20 protein-coding genes are annotated in these 21,195 nt (G+C 67.0%); 11 read left to right on the top strand and 9 right to left on the bottom strand.

What is annotated here, in order from left to right; all coding sequences use genetic code 11:
- Nucleotides 1-86: 86 nt before the first annotated feature.
- Genes B3098_RS19595 through B3098_RS19575 form a run of 5 tightly spaced genes read right to left on the bottom strand, consistent with a single transcriptional unit; the run spans nucleotide 87 to nucleotide 5,356 of the window.
- Nucleotides 87-1,556 (bottom strand): efflux transporter outer membrane subunit, encoded by a 1,470-nt coding sequence (locus B3098_RS19595; protein WP_286898563.1) that lies wholly within the window; start codon nucleotides 1,554-1,556, stop codon nucleotides 87-89.
- A gap of 5 nt (nucleotides 1,557-1,561) precedes the next feature.
- Complete coding sequence (locus B3098_RS19590) at nucleotides 1,562-2,707, bottom strand: ABC transporter permease (RefSeq protein WP_175121761.1); 1,146 nt, start codon at nucleotides 2,705-2,707, stop codon at nucleotides 1,562-1,564.
- Nucleotides 2,704-3,651 (bottom strand): ABC transporter ATP-binding protein, encoded by a 948-nt coding sequence (locus B3098_RS19585; RefSeq protein ID WP_218343660.1) that lies wholly within the window; start codon nucleotides 3,649-3,651, stop codon nucleotides 2,704-2,706. The genes B3098_RS19590 and B3098_RS19585 overlap by 4 nt, the downstream gene beginning before the upstream one ends.
- Nucleotides 3,648-4,601 (bottom strand): HlyD family secretion protein, encoded by a 954-nt coding sequence (locus B3098_RS19580; RefSeq protein ID WP_175136666.1) that lies wholly within the window; start codon nucleotides 4,599-4,601, stop codon nucleotides 3,648-3,650. Before B3098_RS19580 ends, B3098_RS19585 begins: the two co-directional genes overlap by 4 nt.
- A 2-nt stretch (nucleotides 4,602-4,603) precedes the next feature.
- Complete coding sequence (locus tag B3098_RS19575) at nucleotides 4,604-5,356, bottom strand: TetR/AcrR family transcriptional regulator (protein WP_286898562.1); 753 nt, start codon at nucleotides 5,354-5,356, stop codon at nucleotides 4,604-4,606.
- Between the two features lie 163 nt (nucleotides 5,357-5,519).
- Here B3098_RS19575 and B3098_RS19570 point away from each other — a divergent pair, with 163 nt between their 5' ends.
- The 3 genes from B3098_RS19570 (at nucleotide 5,520) to B3098_RS19560 (ending at nucleotide 7,990) form a co-directional block, all read left to right on the top strand.
- Complete coding sequence (locus tag B3098_RS19570; RefSeq protein ID WP_175121757.1) at nucleotides 5,520-6,569, top strand: NADP-dependent oxidoreductase; 1,050 nt, start codon at nucleotides 5,520-5,522, stop codon at nucleotides 6,567-6,569.
- On the top strand, nucleotides 6,566-7,246 hold the full coding sequence (locus tag B3098_RS19565) for a type 1 glutamine amidotransferase domain-containing protein (protein WP_175121756.1): 681 nt from the start codon (nucleotides 6,566-6,568) through the stop codon (nucleotides 7,244-7,246). The genes B3098_RS19570 and B3098_RS19565 overlap by 4 nt, the downstream gene beginning before the upstream one ends.
- Nucleotides 7,247-7,390: 144 nt before the next feature.
- The gene (locus tag B3098_RS19560; protein ID WP_286898561.1) at nucleotides 7,391-7,990 is read left to right on the top strand and encodes an HD-GYP domain-containing protein; all 600 of its coding nucleotides are present in this window, start codon (nucleotides 7,391-7,393) and stop codon (nucleotides 7,988-7,990) included.
- A 17-nt stretch (nucleotides 7,991-8,007) separates the two neighbouring features.
- Here B3098_RS19560 and B3098_RS19555 read toward each other — a convergent pair whose 3' ends face one another.
- A complete protein-coding gene (locus B3098_RS19555) occupies nucleotides 8,008-9,606 on the bottom strand; it encodes a glycerol-3-phosphate dehydrogenase/oxidase (protein ID WP_286898560.1) in 1,599 nt (532 codons plus the stop codon).
- Nucleotides 9,607-9,698: 92 nt separating this feature from the next.
- Nucleotides 9,699-10,490, bottom strand: a complete 792-nt coding sequence (locus tag B3098_RS19550; RefSeq protein WP_224776955.1) for a DeoR/GlpR family DNA-binding transcription regulator — start codon at nucleotides 10,488-10,490, stop codon at nucleotides 9,699-9,701.
- Nucleotides 10,491-10,711: 221 nt separating this feature from the next.
- On the opposite strand from B3098_RS19550, the gene B3098_RS19545 reads away from it, so the two are divergent.
- The 7 genes from B3098_RS19545 to B3098_RS19515 all read left to right on the top strand — a co-directional run bounded on the left by B3098_RS19545 (nucleotide 10,712) and on the right by B3098_RS19515 (nucleotide 17,885).
- The gene (locus B3098_RS19545; protein WP_279974236.1) at nucleotides 10,712-11,797 is read left to right on the top strand and encodes an ABC transporter ATP-binding protein; all 1,086 of its coding nucleotides are present in this window, start codon (nucleotides 10,712-10,714) and stop codon (nucleotides 11,795-11,797) included.
- Nucleotides 11,797-12,885 carry an ABC transporter ATP-binding protein gene (locus tag B3098_RS19540; protein ID WP_286898559.1) on the top strand — a complete coding sequence of 363 codons (1,089 nt, stop codon included), beginning with the start codon at nucleotides 11,797-11,799 and terminating at the stop codon, nucleotides 12,883-12,885. Before B3098_RS19545 ends, B3098_RS19540 begins: the two co-directional genes overlap by 1 nt.
- Complete coding sequence (locus B3098_RS19535) at nucleotides 12,882-13,772, top strand: carbohydrate ABC transporter permease (protein ID WP_175121750.1); 891 nt, start codon at nucleotides 12,882-12,884, stop codon at nucleotides 13,770-13,772. The genes B3098_RS19540 and B3098_RS19535 overlap by 4 nt, the downstream gene beginning before the upstream one ends.
- Entirely contained in the window at nucleotides 13,765-14,577 is an 813-nt protein-coding gene (locus B3098_RS19530; protein ID WP_279974241.1) for a carbohydrate ABC transporter permease, read from the top strand. Before B3098_RS19535 ends, B3098_RS19530 begins: the two co-directional genes overlap by 8 nt.
- 27 nt (nucleotides 14,578-14,604) lie before the next feature.
- Nucleotides 14,605-14,913: a DUF2160 domain-containing protein gene (locus B3098_RS19525; protein WP_056317261.1), complete on the top strand. Its 309-nt coding sequence runs from the start codon at nucleotides 14,605-14,607 to the stop codon at nucleotides 14,911-14,913.
- A gap of 119 nt (nucleotides 14,914-15,032) precedes the next feature.
- Complete coding sequence (locus B3098_RS19520; protein ID WP_175136656.1) at nucleotides 15,033-16,763, top strand: ABC transporter substrate-binding protein; 1,731 nt, start codon at nucleotides 15,033-15,035, stop codon at nucleotides 16,761-16,763.
- A gap of 150 nt (nucleotides 16,764-16,913) precedes the next feature.
- The gene (locus B3098_RS19515) at nucleotides 16,914-17,885 is read left to right on the top strand and encodes an alpha/beta hydrolase family protein (RefSeq protein WP_175136655.1); all 972 of its coding nucleotides are present in this window, start codon (nucleotides 16,914-16,916) and stop codon (nucleotides 17,883-17,885) included.
- A 147-nt stretch (nucleotides 17,886-18,032) separates the two neighbouring features.
- Here B3098_RS19515 and B3098_RS19510 read toward each other — a convergent pair whose 3' ends face one another.
- Both B3098_RS19510 and B3098_RS19505 read right to left on the bottom strand, forming a co-directional pair.
- Nucleotides 18,033-19,088, bottom strand: a complete 1,056-nt coding sequence (locus tag B3098_RS19510) for a sensor domain-containing diguanylate cyclase (RefSeq protein ID WP_286898733.1) — start codon at nucleotides 19,086-19,088, stop codon at nucleotides 18,033-18,035.
- A gap of 113 nt (nucleotides 19,089-19,201) precedes the next feature.
- Entirely contained in the window at nucleotides 19,202-20,098 is an 897-nt protein-coding gene (locus B3098_RS19505) for an NAD(P)/FAD-dependent oxidoreductase (protein WP_286898558.1), read from the bottom strand.
- A gap of 272 nt (nucleotides 20,099-20,370) precedes the next feature.
- Here B3098_RS19505 and B3098_RS19500 point away from each other — a divergent pair, with 272 nt between their 5' ends.
- Nucleotides 20,371-21,192, top strand: a complete 822-nt coding sequence (locus tag B3098_RS19500) for an SDR family oxidoreductase (protein WP_279974247.1) — start codon at nucleotides 20,371-20,373, stop codon at nucleotides 21,190-21,192.
- Nucleotides 21,193-21,195 lie beyond the last annotated feature (3 nt).

The raw sequence follows: 21,195 nt of genomic DNA, 5'->3' as shown, positions 1-21,195 counted from the left end.
GGATACAACGCTTTCCCAAGCCGCGCACAACGACACTTTCCTACCCGAATTCTCGGCCATGGGCCCGCAGAGCCCCTTTTGCGGGCTTACGGGGCGGGTGCAACCGCCTCATTCCACCAGCCGCCGCCCAGCGCTTGTAACAACGCAGCCGTGTCGGTGTAGCGCGCGGCATCCGCTTCGATGCGCGAAATCCTGGTCTGCAACACCTGCCGCTGGCTGTCCAGGAGGCTCAGGTGGCTGATGCCGCCGGCCTGGTAGCGGCCCGCCGCGATGCGTTCGGCTTCGTCTGCGCGGCGCCACGCATCGTCGTAGGCCGCGAAGGCGTCACCGTCCGTCTGCAGCGCGCGCAACGCATCGGCCACCTGGCGAAAGCCGTCAAGCACCGTCTGGCGAAATGATGCGGCGGCAGCGTCATACGCCGCTTCCGCCGAGCGCTTGCGGGCCCGCAGTTCGCCACCATGAAAAAGAGGCTGAACCAGCCCGAGACCCAGGTTCCACACGTTGACGCCATCTGACAGTTCGTTCACGCCCGTGCGCTGCGACCCGAAACTGGCGGTCAGCGTGAACTGCGGATACAGGTTGGCCGTGGCCACGCCCACGTCGGCCGACGCCTTGCGCCACAGGGCTTCGGCCGCCAGGATGTCGGGCCGCTGGCGCGTCAGCCCCGACGGCACGCCGGTCGGAACGTCGGGCGGCAGCGTCAGGTCCGCCAGGCGCAGCGGCGGCGTTTGCAGGGCGGCGGGCAGCACGCCCAGGTAGGTGGCAAGCTGGTGGGTCACCTGCGCAAACTGGTATTCCAGCGGCGGGACGGTGGCGCGGGTTTGCGCGACCAGCAGCTCCTGGTTGCGCAGATCGGCCAGGGCAATGCCCCCGGCGTCCAGGCGCTTGCGCATGATGTCCTGCTGGCTGACTTGCGCCGCCAACAGGTCGCGCGTGGCGGTCAGCCGCTCGGCCAGATCCGCCTGGCGGATGGCGGCGGTGACCACGTTGGCCGCCAGCGACATGCGCGCCGCCTGCAGCTCATGCGCCTGGTAATCCGTCTGCGCGGCCAGGCTTTCCAGCGCGCGGCGGTTGGCGCCGAACACGTCCAGCGTGTAGGACACGTCGATCGAGGCGTTGTACAGCGTGAAGGGCGGGGGCGGCTCGGCCACCGGCACGCCGTAGGCGGCGGGATCGACCTTCTTGCGCGCCGCCGACAGATTGCCGTCCACCGCGGGCAGCATGCGCCCGCCGGTGTCCGCGGCCAGGTCTTCCTGCGCCTGCCGCAAGCGCGCACGCGCTTCTTCCAGCGTGGGGCTGGCGTCCAGCGCTTGGCGCACCAGCCGGTCCAGCGCGTCCGACCGGAACAATTGCCACCACTGCGCGGGAATGTCGGCGCCCGCTTGCAGCCGCTGCTGGCCCGCGGGCAGCGCGTCCTGCCCGTTTGGCGTATAGGCTGCTACGTCCGGCGCGGCGGGCGTATCGAAGTCGGGGCCGACCGCGCAGGCCGACAGCAGCGCGCACAGCGCCATCGAGACCAGGGGACGGGAAGCGGGCATGAAGGGGGGGCGGGACATGGGCTTCAATCCAGGGTGCGGCGGTAGAACTTCACGGCGGCGGTCATGACGATGACGGTGAACAGCATCAGGGGCCAGATGTTGGGCCACAGGTCCCACCAGCCGTTGCCCTTGAGCAGGATGCCGCGGATCAGCCGGTTGAAATACGTCAGCGGCAGCAGGTTGCCCAGGTGCTGCGCCCACATCGGCATGCCCTGGAACGGAAACATGAAGCCGGACAGCAGCATGTTCGGCAGGAAATAGAACATGGTCAGCTGCATCGCCTGCAGCTGGTTCTGCGCCAGCGACGACAGCGTGATGCCGACGGTCAGGTTCGCCGCGACGAAGAGCAGCGCGGCCAGGTACACGGACAGCAGGCTGCCCATGATTGGCACGTGGAAGACGAAATGCGCCGCCGCGAGAATGATGCTGGCCTGGATCAACCCGATGGCGATGTACGGCACGATCTTGCCCGTCATCACCTCGATCGGCCGCACCGGCATCGCCAGCAGGTTTTCCATGGTGCCGCGTTCGCGCTCGCGGGTCATCGCCAGTCCGGTCATCATCACCAGCGTCATCGTCAGGATCACGCCCATCAGCCCCGGCACGGTGTTGTATTGCGAGATCTGCTCTTCGTTGTAGAGCTGATGGATGCGCACGTCGAAAGGCGGCTGGCCGCCCGCCAGGCTGGCAAGCGGTCCGGTCAGATCCTTTTGCGCGACGGCCTGCGTCAGCTGCGTTGCTGCGCCCAGCGCCATGCCCGTCGCCATGGGGTCGGTGGCATCGGCTTCGATCAGCAGCGCCGGGCGTTCGCCGCGCAGCAGGCTGCGCGTGAAATCCGGCGGAATGGTCACGACGAACAGCACGCGGCCCTGCGCCAGCGCGGCGCGGCCCGCTTCCTCGGTGTCCAGTTCCTCGACGATGTGAAAGTAGTCCGACGAGCGCATCGCCGCGATGAAGCTGCGCGTGAACGGGCTGTGGTCCGCCGCGATGATGGCGGTGGGCATCTGGCGTGGATCGGTGTTGATGGCATAACCGAAAAGCGCGAGCTGCATGATCGGCAGGCCCACGATCATGCCGAAGGTAATGCGGTCGCGGCGCAGCTGCAGGAATTCCTTGAGCACCATGCTCCACCAGCGCGACCACGAAAAGCCGTTCAGGCGCGCGGTCATGGCTGGCCCGCGAAGTTGTCGGTGGACCGGTTCATCAGGTAGATGAAGACGTCCTCCAGGCTGGTGTCGATGCGTTCCAGGCGCAGATCCTGGCCCGCGATGGCCGCGCGCAGCGTGCTTTCCAGCGTGGCCGCGTCCCGGCCGCTGACGTGCAGCGCGGATCCGAACGCGACCGTCTGGTCAACGCCGGGCGCACTGCGCAGTTGCTGGCCCAACGGCACCAGGTTGACGCCGTGGATCGCCCAGGTGGTCAGTTGCTGCTCGGCGATGACCTCGTCGGCGGTGCCTTGCGTCAGCAGCTTGCCGTACGAGATGTAGGCCAGCTTGTGGCAGCGTTCGGCCTCGTCCATGTAATGCGTGCTGACCAGCACCGAGATGCCGCGCGCCGCCAGTTCATGCAGCTGTTCCCAGAAGTCGCGCCGCGCCGTCGGATCCACGCCGGCCGTGGGTTCGTCCAGCAGCAACAGGCGGGGCTGGTGGAGCAGGCAGGCGGCCAGCGCCAGGCGCTGCTTCCATCCGCCGGACAAGGATCCCGTCAATTGCCCGGCGCGGGTTTGCAGCCCGAGGTCCTGCAGGGCGCGGTCCACGGCCTCCTTGCGCTGCGGCATGCCGTACATGCGCGCGACAAAGTCCAGGTTCTCGCGGATGGTCAGGTCCTCCCAGTACGAGAACTTCTGCGTCATGTAGCCGACATTGCGCTTGATCTCGGCGCTGTCGCGCAGGATGTCGTAGCCCAGGCATGTGCCGCTGCCGGAATCCGGCGTGAGCAGGCCGCACATGAGGCGGATGCACGTCGTTTTGCCGCTGCCGTTGGGCCCCAGGAACCCGAAAATCTCGCCTTCGCGAACCTGCAGCGACACGTCGTTCACGACATGCTTGTTGCCGAAGTGCTTGTTCAGGCCGCGTACGTCGATGACGTTGCTGCCGGCGTCGGGCGCGTTCATGGCAGCGTCGCCTCCACCGGCTGACCCGGATGCAGCCGCGCCGCCTGGTCGGGGGCGGGGCGGGCCTCAACCATGTACACGAGCTTGCTGCGGCTTTCGCGGCTGTAGATGACCGGCGGCGTGTATTCGGCCTGGTCAGACACGTAGTCGATGCGCACGGGGATCGGATCGCCGCAGCCGTCGCAGCGCAGCGTGGCCTGCTGGCCGATCTTCAGCGATCCGACCACCGTCTCCGGCACGAAGAACCGCACCTTGATGTTGCCAGGCGGCAGCAGGCTCACGACCGGACTGCCGGCCGGCACCCATTCGCCCACGCGGTACATGGTGTCGAAGATCCGCCCGGCGGCCGGCGCGGCCAGCCGCTTCTGGTTCAACGTCCATTCGGCCTGCGCCAGCGCGGCGTCGGCGGCCTCCACCTGGGAGGCCTGCGCGCGCCGGGCCTCGTCGCGGCCGGGCAGCCGGTTTACCTCGACCTGCGCCTGAAGTTCGCGCACGCGCGCCGCGTCCGACTGCGCCTGTTCGCGGCTGTCGTCCAACTGCGAGCGCGCGATGCCGCCGATGCGGAACTGCGCATTGTCGCGGGCCAGCTGCGCCGCGGACCGGCGGCTGGCGGCCTGCGCCTGCGCCAATTGCGCCAGGCTGACGTCGACCTCCGGCGCCCGCTTGCCGGTGGCAATGTCCTCCAGTTGCGCGCGCGCCGCGGCCGCTTCTGCCTGCGCCTGATCGCGTGCCGCGGCCTCGCGTGTGGCGTCCAGTGCGTACAGCGGCTGGTTGGCGTCGACCTGCTGGCCGCGCCGCACCGCCAGGGTGTCCAGGCGGCCCGGTTCGGACGAGGCGACATACACGTAATCGCCTTCGACATAGCCCTGATAGAACGGCTGGTCGTTATTGCCGCAGCCGAACAGCGGCAGCAAGGCGAGGGGGGCGGACAGGCGGCGTAAGGTGCGCATGGTCAGCGTCCTGGAGTCGGGGAGGGTAGAGACGGCGCGAACAGGCCGCCGGTCAGCATGGCGATGGCGTGGGCCGCAATCGCCTCGTTATCGATCGACTGCGCCACCGGGTCGTCCTGCCAGATGCGGCGCCACAGGTTGGACGTGGCAAGCGGCAACAGGGTCAGGCCCAGGATGGAAAGGAACACGAGGCGCGGTTCCACGCCCGGCGTGATGGCGCCGCGGCGCTGGCATTCGGCGATGAGGCCCGCGAACGCCTGCAGCCGGTCCGACGGCAGATGGCGCAGCACGCGCTCTCGCAACTGGCCGCCTTCGTTGACGACCTCGTGCATCCACAACGACGGCAGCCAGGGCTTTTCCGTGGCGCTTTGCACCACGCGGCCGACCACTTCGGTGATGAAACCGCGGGCGGCGGCGGCCGGGTCGGGCGATGCGCCGGGCCCGGAGGCGGGAGCCCCGTCAATGACGGCCCCACCGCCCTCCAGCGGCACGGGCGCCCAGACAAATCCGATCACGGGCACGATCCGTTCCAGCACCACCGCGTCGATCAACTGATCCCGGCTCTTGAAGTAGTAATGCAGCATCGCCGGCGTCACGCCCGCCCGCTGCGCAATATTGGCGATGGTGGTGGCGGCGACGCCCTGGGCGGCGAACAATTGCGTGGCCAGATCCAGGAGATTGGCGCGGGCGGCGGCGTTGTCCGGACGGGGCGGGCGGCCGGGCCGGCGGGCGGGAAGGCGAGTGGGGGAAGACATGCGGCAGATTCTAATTAAAGACTTAATTAATTAAAAGAGGGTTCGATCAACAGGGTTTCAAGCCGGCCGCGCGGCCATGGGTGGTGTAATGGGCCGGTTCCCCAACCTGCCGCCCGGGGTTGTCCGCAAGGCCCGGACGGCGCTACGAAGGAGACCGAACCTCATGCCGCAATCCGCATCCACCAACCGCCGCATCGTGCTGGCCGCCCGGCCGCACGGCGAACCCACCGATGCCGACTTCCGCCTGGAAACCGGCGACATCCCTCAACCGGGACCGGGCCAGGTGCTGCTGCGCACCGTCTATCTGTCGCTCGACCCCTACATGCGCGGCCGCATGAGCGACGCGCCGTCCTATGCCGAGCCGGTGCAAATCGGTGAGCCGATGGTGGGCGGCACGGTCACCCGCGTCCACGCCTCCAACAATCCGCAGTTTCAGGTCGGCGAGTGGGTCTTGGCGCAGACCGGCTGGCAGGATTTCGCGGTGTCCGACGGCGCCGGCCTGTTGCGCCTGGGCGCCAATCCCGAAAACCCGTCGTGGTCGCTGGGCGTGCTGGGCATGCCGGGCTTCACCGGCTACATGGGGCTGCTGGACATCGGCGAGCCCAAGGCCGGTGAAACGGTTGTGGTCGCCGCGGCCAGCGGCGCGGTCGGCGCGGTGGTCGGCCAGATCGCCAAGATCCACGGCTGCCGGGTCGTCGGCATTGCGGGCGGGCCGGACAAGTGCCGCTACGTGGTCGAGGAACTGGGCTTTGACGAATGCGTAGACCACCGTCAGCCGGACCTGCCCGGGCGCCTGGCAAAGGCGGCGCCACAAGGCATCGACGTGTACTTCGAAAATGTCGGCGGCGCGGTCTTCGATGCCGTGCTGCCCTTGTTGAACCCGCGCGCCCGCATCCCCGTCTGCGGCCTGATCTCGGCCTACAACGCCACCAGCCAGCCCGAGGGCCCGGATCGCCTGGCGCTGCTGATGCGCACCATCCTGACAAAGCGGCTGCGGATGCAGGGCTTCATCATCTTCAACGAATACGCGCATCGCTACGGTGAATTCCGCGAGGCCATGCAGGACCTCATCAAGCAAGGACGCATCAAATACCGTGAAGACGTGGTCGACGGCCTGGAGAACGCCCCGCGCGGGCTGATCGGGCTGCTCAAGGGTGAAAACGCCGGCAAGCGCATTGTGCGCGTCGGCCCTGACGAATGGAGCGCTACATGAACATCCTGATCGTGCTGACTTCCCACGACACGCTGGGCAACACCGGCCGCAAGACGGGCTTCTGGCTGGAAGAGTTTGCGGCGCCGTACTACGCGTTCCTGGACGCGGGCGCGAAGATCACGCTGGCCTCGCCGCTGGGCGGCCAGCCGCCGCTGGATCCCAAGAGCGACGATCCTGACGCGCAGACCGACGACACGCGCCGCTTCCAGAAAGACGCGGACGCGCAGCGCGTTTTGGCGTCCACGCGCCGGCTGTCCGACGTGCAGGCGTCGGATTACGACGCGGTCTTCTACCCGGGCGGTCACGGCCCGCTGTGGGATCTGGCCGAGGACGCCAAATCGGTGGCGCTGATCGAGACCATGCTGGCCGCGGGCAAGCCGGTCTCGGCCGTGTGCCATGCGCCGGGCGTGCTGCGCCATGCCAAGACCGCCGACGGCAAGCCGCTGGTGCAGGGCAGGCAGGTCACGGGCTTCTCCAATGCGGAAGAAGCCGCCGTGCAGTTGACCGATGTGGTGCCGTTCCTGGTGGAAGACGAGCTGAAAAAGCTGGGCGGGCTGTACAGCAGCGGGCCGGACTGGCAGTCGCATGTGGTCAGCGACGGCCTGCTCATCACGGGGCAGAATCCCGGCTCGTCGGTGGGCGTGGCCAAGGCGCTGCTGGAACGCCTGAAGGACTGAACGCCGTTACGGCACAACAGCAGGAAGGCGAAGCCCGGCCCCGCGCTCGACGCGCGGCGGCCGGACATCGTTGCGAATTGTGTCAGAATTCCGGCTTTCCGATATGCGCGCGCCGCCATGCCGTTGCGGCGCGCAGGTTTTCCAATGCCCCCCGACGTACCCGACATATCCGCAGGATCCTATGAAGCGGCGCTGTTTGCCGCAATACAGGCGCGTGACCCGGCCACCGGCCGGCATTGCAATAGAGTGGCTGCGCTGAGCGTGGCGCTGGCCGGGGCTTGTGGACTGCCCGAGCACGAGGTGGACGTCATTGCCGTGGCCGCGCGGCTTCACGATGTGGGCAAGATCGCCACGCCCGATCGTGTGCTGCACAGCCCGCACCGGCTGGTATGGGAAGACTGGGAAATCATGAAGGCGCACGCCGCGGCGGGCGCTGCCCTCATCATGCAGACCGCGATGCCGCAGCGCGAGACCATTGCGCTGGCGGTGCGGCACCATCATGAACACTTCGACGGCTCCGGTTATCCGGACGGCCTTGCCGGCCACGCCATCGCGCTGCACGCGCGGATCATCTCGGTGGCCGATTCCTACGATGCGCTGGGCGATGCGCGGCCCTACCATCCGGCGCGCTCGCACACGCAGATCATGGACATCCTGAATCAGGAGGCGGGATCGAAGTTCGATCCCGACATGCTGCGCGTGTTCGAATCGTTGATCCGCGAAAGCCGCCTGCGCGTGCCGTAGCGGCTTACCGTAGCGAATTACTTCAGGCGATAGGTCGCCGCGACGGTGGCCAGGTCCTGCAGCGTGCGCTGCTGCCAGGCCGCGTCGTGGCCCAGTTCCTCGGCCAGGATGCGGGCCACTTCCGGCGCGGCCAGCATCGCGGCCTCGGCATCCAGGAAAAGCGCGCGGTTGCGGCGCGCCAACACGTCCTCGGCAGTGCGCGCCAGTTCAAAGCGCGCCGCAAAACGCACGTGCGCTTCGGTCAGGCCGCTGGCCTTGACCAGCATGCGCTGCGCGCCGGGCAACGCCTGCAACGTCGCCAGATCGCTGCCGTAGTAGCTGTCCGGCGTGCCGGCGTGTTCCTGCGACGGTGCAAGACCATTGGCGCCATGCAGCGGCAACGATTCGGTGCGGCACGAGGCCTGCGTCAGCAACTGATGCTGGATGGCGGTGTCGACCACGTCCTGCGCCATGCGGCGGTACGTCGTCCACTTGCCGCCGGTGACCGTCACGAGGCCGGCCTTGGACACCAGAATCGTGTGCTCGCGCGACAGCTTCTTGGTGGAGGCTTCGCCGGTCGCCTTGACCAGCGGACGCAGCCCGGCCCAGACGCTGGTCACGTCGTCGCGCGTCGGTTTGCGGCTGAGATAGCGCGCGGCGGTGCTCAGGATGAAATCCACGTCCTGTGCGCCGGCGTCCGGGTCCAGCGGCAGGTCCTGGCGCGGCGTGTCGGTGGTGCCGACGATGGTGTGGCCGTTCCAGGGCACCACGAACAGCACGCGGCCGTCGTCGGTCTTGGGAATCAGCACGGCACGCTTGCCGGGCAGGAAATCCTGCGGCAGCGTCAGGTGCACGCCCTGGCTGGGCGCGACCATCGTCTGCGCGTTCTTGTCTTCCATGCGGCGTACGGCGTCCACCCACACGCCGGTGGCGTTGACCACGCAGCGCGCGCGCAGCGTGAACGACGCGCCGCCGATCACGTCCTGTGCGGTCACGCCGTCGACCTTGCCGTTGGTGGTGGTCAGGCCCGTGGCGCGCACGTAGTTGACTGCCGTGCCGCCCAGGTCGAACAGCGTGCGCATCAGGCTCATGGCCAGGCGCGCGTCGTCGAACTGGCCGTCGTAGTACAGCACGCCGCCCTTCAGGCTGCGCCCGCTGACGGTTTCCGCAAGGGTCGGGGCGTTGGCCAGCGTTTCACGGCGCGACAGCCAGCGGCTGGGCGACAGGTTCAGCTTGCCGGCCAGCATGTCGTACATCTTCAGGCCGATGCCGTAGAACGGCTGGTCCAGCATCGTGTAGGCCGGCACCACAAAGCCCAGCGGCCACACCAGGTGCGGCGCGTTGCGGTTGAGCAGGCCGCGTTCATGCAGGGCCTCGCGCACCAGGCTGACGTTGCCTTGCGCCAGATAGCGCACGCCGCCGTGCACCAGCTTGGTGGCCTTGCTGGACGTGCCCTTGGCAAAGTCGGCGCCTTCGATCAGCAGCGTCCGGTAGCCGCGCGCGGCGGCGTCGACCGCCGTGCCCAGGCCGGTTGCGCCGCCGCCGATGACGATGACGTCCCAGGAATGCGTGTTGTCCAGCGTGTTTAGAAGACGGCTGCGGTCGGGCGGGGTGACGGAGGCGAGGGGTTGGTTCATGTTCTTTTAGGGCGGCAGGGCCGCGAGGTAAATGCGTCGATGTGCTTGCCGGCGGGGCTTGCGCGGACGATGCGTCCGCGGCGGCGCTCGGGTCAGGGTGTAGGTTTGGGGACGTGCGGCGCGGCGGCGACGTCGCAGCGCACGCCGGCGTCCAGCAACACTTGTGCCAGTGGTTCCTGCGGATGCGCGTCGGTGAAGAAGCGGTCGATCTGCGAGATATGCGCCAGTTCCACCATGGCCTGGCGCTTGAACTTGCTGCTGTCGGCGGCCAGCCAGACCTCGCGCGACTGCTCTATGATCGTGCGCGCCACGCGCACTTCGCGGAAGTCGTAGTCGCGCAGGGTGCCGTCGGCCTCGATGCCCGAAATGCCGATCAGGCCGATGTCGACCTTGAACTGGCGGATGAAGTCCATCGTGGCTTCGCCGACGATGCCGCGGTCGCGCGAGCGCACCACGCCGCCGGCGACGATGACTTCGCAATCCGGGTTGTCGGACAGGATGTCGGCCACGTGCAGGTTGTTCGTGATGACGCGCAGTCCGCGATGGCGCAGCAGCGCGCGCGCAATGGCCTCGGTGGTGGTGCCGATGTTCAGGATCAGCGAACAGCCGTCCGGCACGGCGCGGGCCACGGCTTCGGCGATGCGCTGCTTGCCCGCGGCGTGCAGCCCCTGGCGCTTGCGGTAGGCGATGTTCTCGATGGTGGAGGCTTCAATGCGCACCCCGCCATGAAAGCGCGACAGCAGGCCGGCTTCCGAAAGGATGTTGACGTCCCGCCGCACGGTCTGCAGCGTGACGTCGAAACGTTTGGCAAGCTCTTCGATCGAGGCCGAGCCCTGGGCTCGCACCATTTCGATCAGCGCGCTCTGTCGTGGATTCAGTGTCATGTTCGAATGATAAAACAACAAAAGCGAAAAATAATGACGCACCGCAAGATTGTTTTTTGTTCGCTTCTTCAGTAAAACGCACAAAAAACGAAAGCCATCTGAAAGAGTATGCTCATCGTGTTGCGCCCGCGCGGGAACGTGGGGTCGCGCAAGCTGGGACGCTGTGCCGAATACCGAAGTCCGTAGAAAACAGGGACGTATAAGTAGGTTGAGGAGACTAGATGCAGCTGACCTTGGACGGGATAGCTTTGCGGGCCGGCTCGCAGACGCACCTGTATCCCATGAGCCTGGCCCCGGTTCCGGGAGCCATGACCGTCCTGCTGGGGGCCACCCTGGCCGGCAAGACCTCGCTGATGCGCATCATGGCCGGGCTGGACCGCCCTTCCGAGGGCCACGTGCGGGTCGACGGCGCCGACGTCACCGGCGTGCCCGTCCGCCAGCGCAACGTGGCGATGGTCTACCAGCAGTTCATCAACTATCCGTCCATGTCGGTCTACGACAACATCGCCTCGCCGCTCAAGCTGCGCGGCGAGCGCGACACGCGTGAAAAAGTCCACGCCATGGCGGCGCGGCTGCACATCGACCATTTGCTGGACCGCTATCCGTCCGAACTGTCGGGCGGGCAGCAGCAGCGGGTGGCGCTGGCGCGGGCGCTGGCCAAGGATGCGCCGCTGATCCTGCTGGACGAGCCGCTGGTCAACCTGGACTACAAACTGCGCGAGGAATTGCGCGACGAACTCTCGGAATTGTTCGCGCAGGGGCGGTCGACCGTGGTCTACGCCACCACCGAACCTGGCGAGGCGCTGTTGCTAGGCGGCCACACCGCCGTTCTGGACGCGGGCGAACTGCTGCAATACGGCCCCACGGCCGAGGTTTTTCACCGGCCCAATTCGATCCGCGTGGCGCGCGCCTTCAGCGACCCGCCCATGAACCTGTTCGCCGCCCGCCGCCACAACGGCGGGTTCGTGCTGCAGGGCGACGTGGCGGTGGACCGCGCGCTGCCGGCGGGCGCGGACGCCGATATCACGGCCGGTCTGCGCGCCGGCGCGCTGGATGTGGAATCGCGGCCCGGTCACGTCGAGCTGCCCGGCCGGGTCAAGCTGGCCGAGATCTCCGGGTCCGACACCTTTGTCCATGCCGAGACGGCTGCGGGCGACGTGGTCGCCCAACTGCCCGGCGTGCACCGGTACACGCTGGACCAGCACGTGCGGCTGTATTTCGACCCCGCGCAGACCTACGCATTTGGCCCGGATGGCGCGCTGCTCGCGGCGCCCCGGCAGCCGGCGGGGGCGGGGGAGGTGGCCTGATGGCGCAGATCGAGCTGGACCTGTCCCATTCGTACGTCGCCCATCCCAAGTCCGACGACGACTACGCCCTGCTGCCGCTGCAGTTCACCTTCCGCGACGGCGGGGCCTATGCTTTGCTCGGGCCCTCCGGCTGCGGCAAGACCACGCTGCTCAACTGCGTGTCGGGCCTGTTGCGGCCATCGCACGGGCGCATCCTGTTCGACGGGCAGGACGTCACCGACAAGACCCCGCAGGCGCGCAACATCGCGCAGGTGTTCCAGTTTCCGGTGGTGTACGACACCATGACGGTCGCGGAGAACCTGGCGTTTCCGCTGCGCAACCGGGGCGTTGCGCCCGATCGCATCCGCGAGCGCGTGGGCCGCATCGCCGAAATGCTGGAAATGTCCAATGTGCTGGACCGCCGGGCCAGCGGGCTGACGGCGGATGCCAAGCAGAAGATCTCGCTGGGCCGCGGCCTGGTGCGTAGCGACGTGTCGGCGATTCTCTTTGACGAACCGCTTACCGTGATCGACCCGCAACTCAAGTGGGAACTGCGCCGCAAGCTCAAAGAGATCCATCACGAGTTCAAGCTGACGCTGATCTACGTGACCCACGATCAGACGGAGGCGCTGACCTTTGCCGACCAAGTCATGGTCATGGCGCGCGGCCGCGCCGTGCAGGTGGGCAGCGCGGATGATCTGTTCGAACGGCCCGCGCACACCTTCGTGGGCCATTTCATCGGGTCGCCGGGGATGAACTTCCTGCCGGCGCAGTGGCGCGACGGCGCGCTGAGGGTGGGCCAGCACCAATTGCAAGGCGTGCCGGCCGAGCTGGCCGTCAAGCTGGAAGGCGCGGGCCCCGTCAAGCTGGGCGTGCGGCCGGAATACCTGCGCGTGACCGATCCCGGGACGGCTGGCGCGGTGCCCATGCGCGTGGAACGCGTGCAGGACGTGGGCACCTACACGCTGCTGGTGGCTGACTATGAAGGCACGCCGGTGCGCGCCCGCCTGGGCAGCAACGTCGTGGCCGGCGGCAAGGACGCCACGGTGTGGCTGTCCGTGCTCAACCCGCACACCTGCTTCTACCTCGACGAGGAACTGATCCGATGAAACCCACCGATCACCGGGCCTGGTTCCTGGTCATGCCGGTTGTGCTGTGCGTGGCGTTCTCGGCCATCCTGCCGCTGATGACCATCGTCAATTATTCGGTGCAGGACATCATCTCGCCCGAGCGCCGCGTGTTCGTCGGCACCGAGTGGTTCGCCGCGGTGCTGCAGGACGAGGAACTGCACGGCGCGCTGTTCCGGCAGATCGGGTTTTCGTTTGCGGTGCTGCTGATCCAGATTCCGCTGGGCATCCTGCTGGCGCTGTCGATGCCGGCCAGCGGCTGGCGCGCGTCGGCCGTGCTGGTGATCATCGCGCTGTCGCTGCTGATCCCGTGGAACGTGGTGGGCACCATCTGGCAGGTGTTCGGCCGCACCGACATCGGGCTGCTCGGCGCCACGTTGTCCTGGCTGGGCGTGGACTACAACTACACGGGCAACGATGTCGACGCCTGGGTCACGGTGCTGGTCATGGACGTGTGGCACTGGACGCCGCTGGTCGCGCTGCTGTGCTATGCGGGGCTACGCGCCATACCGGATGCGTATTACCAGGCTGCGCGCATCGACGGCGCCTCGCGCTTTGCCGTGTTCCGCTACATCCAGCTGCCCAAGATGCGCGGCGTGTTGATGATTGCGGTGCTGCTGCGGTTCATGGACAGCTTCATGATCTACACCGAGCCGTTCGTGCTGACCGGCGGCGGCCCGGGCAACGCCACGACCTTCCTGTCGCAGTACCTGACGCAAAAGGCGGTGGGGCAGTTCGACCTGGGCCCCGCCGCCGCGTTTTCGATCATCTACTTCCTGATCATCCTGCTGCTGTGCTTCATCCTCTACAACTGGATGCAGCGCGCGGGCACCACGGGCGGTTTCGACGAGGAGCGGGGCAATGCGTGAGAAATCCTCCTGGTGGCGCGGCGCCTTCCTGACGCTGTACCTGGTGTTCGCCATCCTGCCGCTGTACTGGATGCTGAACATGTCGTTCAAGTCGAACACCGAGATCGTCAGCACGCTGACGCTCTGGCCGCGCGACTTCACGTTCGAGCACTACCGCACCATCTTCACCGACCCGGCCTGGTATTCCGGCTACATCAATTCGCTGATCTACGTCGTCATCAACACGGTCGTCTCGCTGGCCGTGGCGCTGCCGGCCGCCTATGCGTTCTCGCGTTACCGCTTCATCGGCGACAAGCACGTGTTCTTCTGGTTGCTCACCAACCGCATGACGCCGCCGGCGGTGTTCCTGCTGCCGTTCTTCCAGCTCTATAGCTCGTTCGGCCTGATGGACACGCACCTGGCGGTGGCGCTGGCGCACCTGGTGTTCAACGTGCCGCTGGCGGTGTGGATCCTGGAAGGCTTCATGTCCGGCGTGCCGCGTGAGATCGACGAGACCGCGTATGTGGACGGGTACTCGTTTCCGCGCTTTTTCCTGACGATCTTCCTGCCGCTCATCAAGTCGGGCGTGGGCGTGGCGGCGTTCTTCTGCTTCATGTTCAGTTGGGTGGAGCTGCTGCTGGCGCGCACGCTCACGACTGTGAACGCCAAGCCCATCGTCGCGACCATGACGCGCACCGTATCGGCATCCGGCATGGATTGGGGGGTGCTGGCGGCCGCGGGCGTGCTGACCATCGTGCCGGGCGGCATCGTCATCTGGTTCGTTCGGCACTACATCGCGAAGGGCTTCGCGATGGGCCGCGTGTAGGCATCGGGACTACAGGAGGGCGTGCCCATGTTCAGCTGGATGGTGTGGACCACCCCGGTTGCCGTGTTCTTCAGTTGCATCGTGCTGATGCTCGTGGGCATGACGATCTGGGAGCTGAAGTCGCCGACGCAGGAGCGCAAGGGATTTCTCCCCTTGCGCACCACGCGCGGCGACCGGCTCTTCATCGGCCTGATGGCCGCAGCCTGGCTGAACCTGGCGTTCCTGGGTTTCGGCCAGAAAGCGGTCGAGTGGTTTTCGCTGGATCAGCCGCCATCGGTGTGGATCAGCTTCGTGCTGTCCATGCTGCTGCTGGCCTTCATCATGAAAAAAGGGTGAGAGAAGGGCGCCAGACCCTTCGTTGGTTTCGGGCAGTCAGGAAAAGGACTATCGGCCAGCGTCTTCCCCGGCCAGCGGTCCGCAGCACGATAGGGGAAGACTTATCGAGGAGACAGGTCATGAAATTGCGCATGCACGCCATGGCGGCCGCTATCGCCCTGATCGGAACGTCAGGGGCTTGGGCCGGCGAGCCGGAGGCAAAGAAGTGGGTCGATTCGGAGTTCCAGCCTTCGTCGCTGTCCAAGGAACAGCAGATGGCCGAAATGAAATGGTTCATCGACGCCGCGGCCAAGCTCAAGGCCAAGGGCGTCAATGAGGTCAGCGTGGTGTCCGAGACCATCACCACGCACGAGTACGAGTCCAAGGTGCTGGCCAAGGCCTTTGCCGAAATCACCGGCATCAAGGTCAATCACGACCTCATCCAGGAAGGCGACGTCGTCGAGAAGCTGCAGACGTCCATGCAGTCCGGCAAGTCCATCTACGACGGCTGGATCTCCGATTCCGACCTGATTGGCACCCACTACCGTTACGGCGCCATCCTGCCGCTGTCCGACTACATGGCCGGGGCCGGCAAGGAATGGACCAATCCCGATCTGGACCTGAAGGACTTCATCGGCACCAAGTTCACCACCGCGCCCGACGGCAAGCTGTATCAGTTGCCGGACCAGCAGTTCGCCAACGTGTACTGGTTCCGCGCCGACTGGTTCGCGCGGCCGGACCTGAAGGAAAAGTTCAAGGCCAAGTACGGCTATGAACTGGGCGTGCCCACCAACTGGTCGGCGTACGAAGACATCGCCACGTTCTTCTCCAACGACGTCAAGGAGATCGACGGCAAGCGCGTCTACGGCCACATGGACTACGGCAAGAAGGATCCGTCGCTGGGCTGGCGCTTCACCGATGCGTGGCTGTCGATGGCGGGCGCGGCCGACAAGGGCCTGCCCAACGGCATGCCCGTGGACGAGTGGGGCATCCGCGTGGCCGACGACAAGTGCACGCCGGTGGGCGCGTCGGTGTCACGTGGCGGCGCCACGAACAGCCCGGCCGCCGTGTACGCGCTGACCAAGTACATCGACTGGATGAAGAAGTTCGCGCCGCAGCAGGCCATGGGCATGACCTTCTCGGAAGCCGGACCCGTGCCCGCGCAGGGCCAGATCGCCCAGCAGATCTTCTGGTACACGGCCTTTACCGCCGACATGACCAAGAAGGGGCTGCCCGTCGTGAACGACGACGGCACGCCGAAGTGGCGCATGGCCCCGTCGCCGTACGGCCCGTACTGGAAGGACGGCATGCAGAACGGCTACCAGGACGTGGGCTCGTGGACCTTCTTCAAGTCCACCAACCCCGACAAGATGGCGGCCGCGTGGCTGTATGCGCAGTTCGTCACGTCCAAATCGGTGTCGCTCAAGAAGTCCATTACCGGCCTGACCTTCATCCGCGACAGCGACATCAACAGCGAGTTCTTCACCAAGAACGCGGCCAACTACGGCGGCCTGATTGAGTTCTACCGCAGTCCCGCGCGCGTGGCATGGACGCCCACCGGCACCAACGTGCCGGACTATCCGAAGCTGGCGCAGCTCTGGTGGAAGAACGTCGCCACTGCGGTCACAGGGGAAAAGACCCCGCAGGCCGCGATGGACAACCTGGCCAACGAAATGGATCAGGTGATGGCGCGGCTTGAACGGGCGGGCATGGCGCAGTGCGCGCCGAAGCTCAACCCCAAGAGCGATCCGAGCAAGTGGCTGTCGGACCAGCACGCGCCGTGGAAGAAGCTGGCCAATGAAAAGCCGAAGGGCGAGACGATTCCCTACGAGCAACTGCTGTCGGCGTGGAAGGCAGGGAAGGTTCGGTAAGCGCTTTCCGTCCGCTCAGTGCATGAACGCCACAGGGTGCCTGTGGCGTTTTTTTTGGCTTGCCTGCCCGGGCGAGCCGGATGGCCGGGCATGTCACAATCTCGCCAGCCGCGCGGCGCGCGCCCTAGAATCCTTTGCACTCCGTCCTGCATGCCCCTTGCCAAGCTTGTCCCGTCACTAGTGTGCGCCGCCCTGGCGATTTCAGCGCCTGCTGCGCACGCCGCCGGCTTCCAGCGTCTGAATTTGCCCATGGATCAGAATGGTCCCGGTCTGCAAGGTGCGGTCTGGACCCCGTGCGCCGAACCCGCGGGCGACATCAAGGTGGGCCGCGTCGCCATTCAAGGGGTGCAGGGCTGCAAGCTGCCGGAAGGCCGCTATCCGCTCATCGTCATGTCGCACGGCTCGGCGGGCTCGTATCTCAGCCACCACGGCACCGCGGCCGCGCTGGCCGATGCCGGCTTCGTGGTGGCGGCGATCAACCACGTGGGCGACAACGCGCAAGACAAATCGCGGCAGGGATATTTGTCGATCTTTTCCACCCGGCCCCGCGAAATGCGCCGGCTGATCGACTACATGACCGGCGCGTGGCCGGACAAGGCAAGGGTCGATCCCGACAGGATCGGCTTCTTCGGTTTTTCGCGCGGCGGGTATACGGGCCTGGTGCTGGCCGGCGCGGCGCCGGACCTGGCGGCGGGGCTGGCGATCTGCGCTGACCAGCCGTCGCTGCCGATGTGCCGCGACATCGCGGCCGGGAAGGTGCCGCAGCAACCCTATCCGGCGGAGCCACGCATCAAGGCGGCGGTCATTGCCGATCCGCTCAACGTGTTTCCGGGCGATGCGCTCAAGCGTGTCACGCTACCCGTTCAGCTATGGGCGTCGGAGCGGGGCGGCGAAGGCGTCAGCCCGGCCAGCGTCGAGGCCGTGCGCCAGGGCCTGGGCGTCACGCCGGATTTCCGGGTGGCTGCGGGCGCGGGGCATTACGCGTTTCTGGCGCCGTGCTCGCCTGAACAGGCCGAGGCGCTGCCCGGCATCTGCCGCGACGATGCGGGTACTGATCGGCTGGCGTTTCATCGTGAACTGAACGCCCAGGTGACGGCGTTCTTCAAGGCGCGGCTGCAATAGCCGCGCGTCCGCGTCCCAAAGGAACAGCCGCGCTTCCGGCGCTTCAAAGGAACAGCCGCGCGTCCGCGCTTTCCGGAGCGAGCGCGCCGGCGCTTCGACGAATGGTCGCGCGCCGCCGCTTCAACCGTACATGCGCCGCGCGGTCGATCAGTGAATGACCCGCGCCGCCCGGCGCGCGTGCTTGATTTCGTACATGCGGGTATCGGCCAGTCGGACAGCAGCCTCCGCGTCCAGGCCCGCGGGGTCCAGCGCCACGACGCCGGCGCTGGCGCCTTCGTAGGCCACGGTGGCGTCGCCCAGCCGATAACGGCCCATGGAGGCGGCCAGGACGCGTTCTTCCATCGCTCGGGCGGCCTCGTCGGGCTCGGCCTGTTGGCTCACGCCGCCTTCGTCGGCACGTTTGCCCGTCAGCGCGGGGCCGGGCCCGATGAGCACGAATTCGTCGCCACCCACGCGTCCCAGCATGTCCGACCCGCGCAGCGCCGCCGCCATGCGCCGCGAGACTTCCTGCAGAAAGAGGTCGCCCGCCTGGTGGCCGTACGTGTCGTTGATGCTCTTGAAACCATCCAGATCGATGACGCCGACCAGCACGCTGCCGTTCTCGCGCACGGCGCGCGCCAGCAGCCGGTCCAGCGCCTCGTAGACAGCACGCCGATTGGGCAGTCCCGTCAGCGTGTCGGTCAGCGCATAGGACATGAGCCGGACGTTGGCCGAGTGCAACTGTTCAACGAGCATTTCGCGTTCGATGAAGCTGGCGATCACGCTGGAAAAAAGCTTCAGCACCGCTTCGGCCTGCGGGCTGATGTCGTGGCGCCGGGCACTGGCGGCGCACAGCGTGCCGTACAGGGCGCCGTCATCGGCGCGCACCGGCGCGCTGACGTAGGTCTGGATGCCCAACTGCCGGGCCGCGTCTGAATCCGGCCAGCACTGCGACACGTCGCTGGTGCACATGCGGCCTTCGTCCAGCGCGCGCTTGCACAGCGTGTTGTCCCAGGGCACGGACAGTCCTTCCGGTATCTGCAGCTGCCCCACATTGCGCGCGTAACGCACGTGCTGCAGATCGGCCTTGAGGTCGATGGCGGTGAGGTAGGTGGATTCAAGTCCGGTGACGGCGCCCAGCATGTCCAGCAGCGGGCGGGTCAACTGCTCGACCGACTTGGCGGCGGGCAGGGTGGTGGAAAGTTCGGCGAGGATGGGATCCAGCACGGCTGCTCCTGGATTCGTGGTCGGATGAACTGGCGGCCCGTGCTCCATGCCGGAGACCGGGCCGCCAATCCCGCCATTATGCACGGCCTGGGGATCAGGCCAAAGACTGCTTACGCCATGACCAGCGACCGGTGCGCGCAGACGCCGGCCATGACGCCGGAGGCGCTGGCCAGCGTGGCGTTGGACATCGGTGTGGACGCGTCGCCGGCGGCGTACACGCCGGGCACCGTGGTCTGCTTCAGATCGTCCACGCGGATCACGGGTCCCAGCGGCCCCTCGTCGAACGCGCATCCCAGCTGATCGGCAAGCGGACTGGCCATGTGTGCGCGGCTGGCGACGAACAGCGCGCGCAGCGGCACCTCGCGTCCATCGGCCAGCACGACGCCGTCCAAGGCGGGCGCTGCGCCCAGCAGCGCGACTACCGGCGTGCGCTCGATGTGGACGCCACGCGCGGCGAGATGCTGCGCGTCTTCTGCCGAAGGTTCGAACTGCCCCTGCGTGAAATACGTGGTCGGCCCCCAGTCGGGCAGCATCATCGCCTGATGGGCGGACATCGGATGCGCGGCCAGCACGCCCAGCGGATTGCCTGCGACTTCGTAGCCATGGCAGTACGGGCAGTGCAGCACCGTCTGCCCCCAGCGTTCCTCAAGTCCAGGCAGCGGCGGCAATTCGTCGCGCATGCCGGTGGCCAGGATCAGGCGCGCGCCGCGTACCTGCTTGCCGTCCGCCATGACGATGCCGAATCCGCCATCTTGCGGCTGGGCCTGGACCGCCTCGCCGTCCAGGAAGGCAACGGTCGGATAGCGGGCAAGTTGCGCGCGGGCGGTGGCTACGATCTCGTGCGGCGGCACGCCGTCCTGCCCAAGAAAGCCGTGCGCGTGCGCGGCGTAGCGGTTGCGGGGTTTGGCCGCGTCGACCAGCAACACCCGCCGGCGGGCGCGCGCCAGTTGCATGGCAGCGGACAGGCCGGCAAAGCTGCCGCCGATGATGATGACGTCGTAGTGCATGGTAAGACCCTCACGCGGTGGTTACGATACTTGATAAGTTGCATGATAGAAGCGCATGTGATCTTATGCAACCTATGTTGTTGCGTATTGCGTCGTCGCGGGCAGGAATGCCGCTTGCAGCAGAGCGCCCCGCCGCATGGAGCGGTCCAGCGAAAACCCTGCGCGTAGCGGCATCCTCCCGCCGCCGGGTTGCGCCGGCCCCCCGGGCGGGACTACCCTGAAACCCTCTATACCGGCAGCCCGGCCACACGCCGGCTGCCAAGGAGACTGGCATGCAGCACACGACTGACCTGAACGGCCGCGTGGCCGTGGTGACAGGCGCGTCTTCAGGCATTGGGCGCGCCACCGCAATCGGACTTGCCGAAGCGGGAGCGCGAGTGGTGGTGAACCACCGGGCGGGCGGAGACTCCCAAGCCCGCGGCGCGGCGGTGGTGGAATCGATCCAGCGTAGCGGCGGGACGGCGGTCGCAGCCGCGGCAGACATCAGCCGCGAGGCCGACGTCGACCATCTGTTCGAGCAGGCCGTGCAGCACTTCGGACGGGTGGACATCCTGGTCAACAACGCGGGGGTTGAGCATCCGTCGCCTATTGCCGACATGACGCTCGCAGACTGGCAGCGCGTGATCGACGTAAACCTGACCGGCCACTTCCTGTGCGCCCGCGCGGCGGCCCGAGCCTTCAAGACGCAGCCGCCCGATCCCTCCCGCCAGAACCGCTCGGTGGGCAACATCCTCTTCATCAGCTCGGTGCACGAAGTGATCCCCTGGGCGTTCCAGGTGAACTACGCCGCGTCCAAGGGCGGTATTTCGCTGCTGATGAAATCCCTGGCGCAGGAGCTGGCGCCCGACCGCATCCGGGTCAACTCCATTGCGCCCGGCGCCATCCGCACCGCGATCAACCAGCCAGCGTGGGACACCCCGCAGGCGCTGGCCAAACTGCTGGAACTCATCCCCTACGGCCGGATCGGCGAGCCCGAGGACATCGCACAGGCGGCCGTGTGGCTGGCCAGCGATGCGTCCGACTACGTCACCGGCACCACGCTCTTCGTGGACGGCGGCATGACGCTATACCCCGAATTCCGCGGCGCGGGCTGAGGC

The sequence above is a fragment of the Achromobacter sp. UBA2119 genome (assembly GCF_002331005.1).
GTDB classification, from domain to species: Bacteria; Pseudomonadota; Gammaproteobacteria; order Burkholderiales; family Burkholderiaceae_B; genus Achromobacter; species Achromobacter animicus.
Note: the sequence above shows the minus strand (reverse complement) of the source record. Positions and strands in the feature narration are given on the sequence as shown.

Bases quoted from the DNA above. Each gene is read 5' to 3' on its own strand.
- B3098_RS19500 (WP_279974247.1), top strand. From the start codon at position 20,371: ATGCAGCACACGACTGACCTGAACGGCCGCGTGGCCGTGGTGACAGGC.
- B3098_RS19565 (WP_175121756.1), top strand. From the start codon at position 6,566: ATGAACATCCTGATCGTGCTGACTTCCCACGACACGCTGGGCAACACC.
- B3098_RS19595 (WP_286898563.1), bottom strand. From the start codon at position 1,556: ATGTCCCGCCCCCCCTTCATGCCCGCTTCCCGTCCCCTGGTCTCGATG.
- B3098_RS19550 (WP_224776955.1), bottom strand. From the start codon at position 10,490: ATGACACTGAATCCACGACAGAGCGCGCTGATCGAAATGGTGCGAGCC.
- B3098_RS19590 (WP_175121761.1), bottom strand. From the start codon at position 2,707: ATGACCGCGCGCCTGAACGGCTTTTCGTGGTCGCGCTGGTGGAGCATG.
- B3098_RS19580 (WP_175136666.1), bottom strand. From the start codon at position 4,601: ATGCGCACCTTACGCCGCCTGTCCGCCCCCCTCGCCTTGCTGCCGCTG.
- B3098_RS19555 (WP_286898560.1), bottom strand. From the start codon at position 9,606: ATGAACCAACCCCTCGCCTCCGTCACCCCGCCCGACCGCAGCCGTCTT.
- B3098_RS19535 (WP_175121750.1), top strand. From the start codon at position 12,882: ATGAAACCCACCGATCACCGGGCCTGGTTCCTGGTCATGCCGGTTGTG.
- B3098_RS19575 (WP_286898562.1), bottom strand. From the start codon at position 5,356: ATGTCTTCCCCCACTCGCCTTCCCGCCCGCCGGCCCGGCCGCCCGCCC.
- B3098_RS19545 (WP_279974236.1), top strand. From the start codon at position 10,712: ATGCAGCTGACCTTGGACGGGATAGCTTTGCGGGCCGGCTCGCAGACG.
- B3098_RS19505 (WP_286898558.1), bottom strand. From the start codon at position 20,098: ATGCACTACGACGTCATCATCATCGGCGGCAGCTTTGCCGGCCTGTCC.
- B3098_RS19525 (WP_056317261.1), top strand. From the start codon at position 14,605: ATGTTCAGCTGGATGGTGTGGACCACCCCGGTTGCCGTGTTCTTCAGT.
- B3098_RS19560 (WP_286898561.1), top strand. From the start codon at position 7,391: ATGCCCCCCGACGTACCCGACATATCCGCAGGATCCTATGAAGCGGCG.
- B3098_RS19570 (WP_175121757.1), top strand. From the start codon at position 5,520: ATGCCGCAATCCGCATCCACCAACCGCCGCATCGTGCTGGCCGCCCGG.
- B3098_RS19530 (WP_279974241.1), top strand. From the start codon at position 13,765: ATGCGTGAGAAATCCTCCTGGTGGCGCGGCGCCTTCCTGACGCTGTAC.
- B3098_RS19520 (WP_175136656.1), top strand. From the start codon at position 15,033: ATGAAATTGCGCATGCACGCCATGGCGGCCGCTATCGCCCTGATCGGA.
- B3098_RS19515 (WP_175136655.1), top strand. From the start codon at position 16,914: ATGCCCCTTGCCAAGCTTGTCCCGTCACTAGTGTGCGCCGCCCTGGCG.
- B3098_RS19585 (WP_218343660.1), bottom strand. From the start codon at position 3,651: ATGAACGCGCCCGACGCCGGCAGCAACGTCATCGACGTACGCGGCCTG.
- B3098_RS19540 (WP_286898559.1), top strand. From the start codon at position 11,797: ATGGCGCAGATCGAGCTGGACCTGTCCCATTCGTACGTCGCCCATCCC.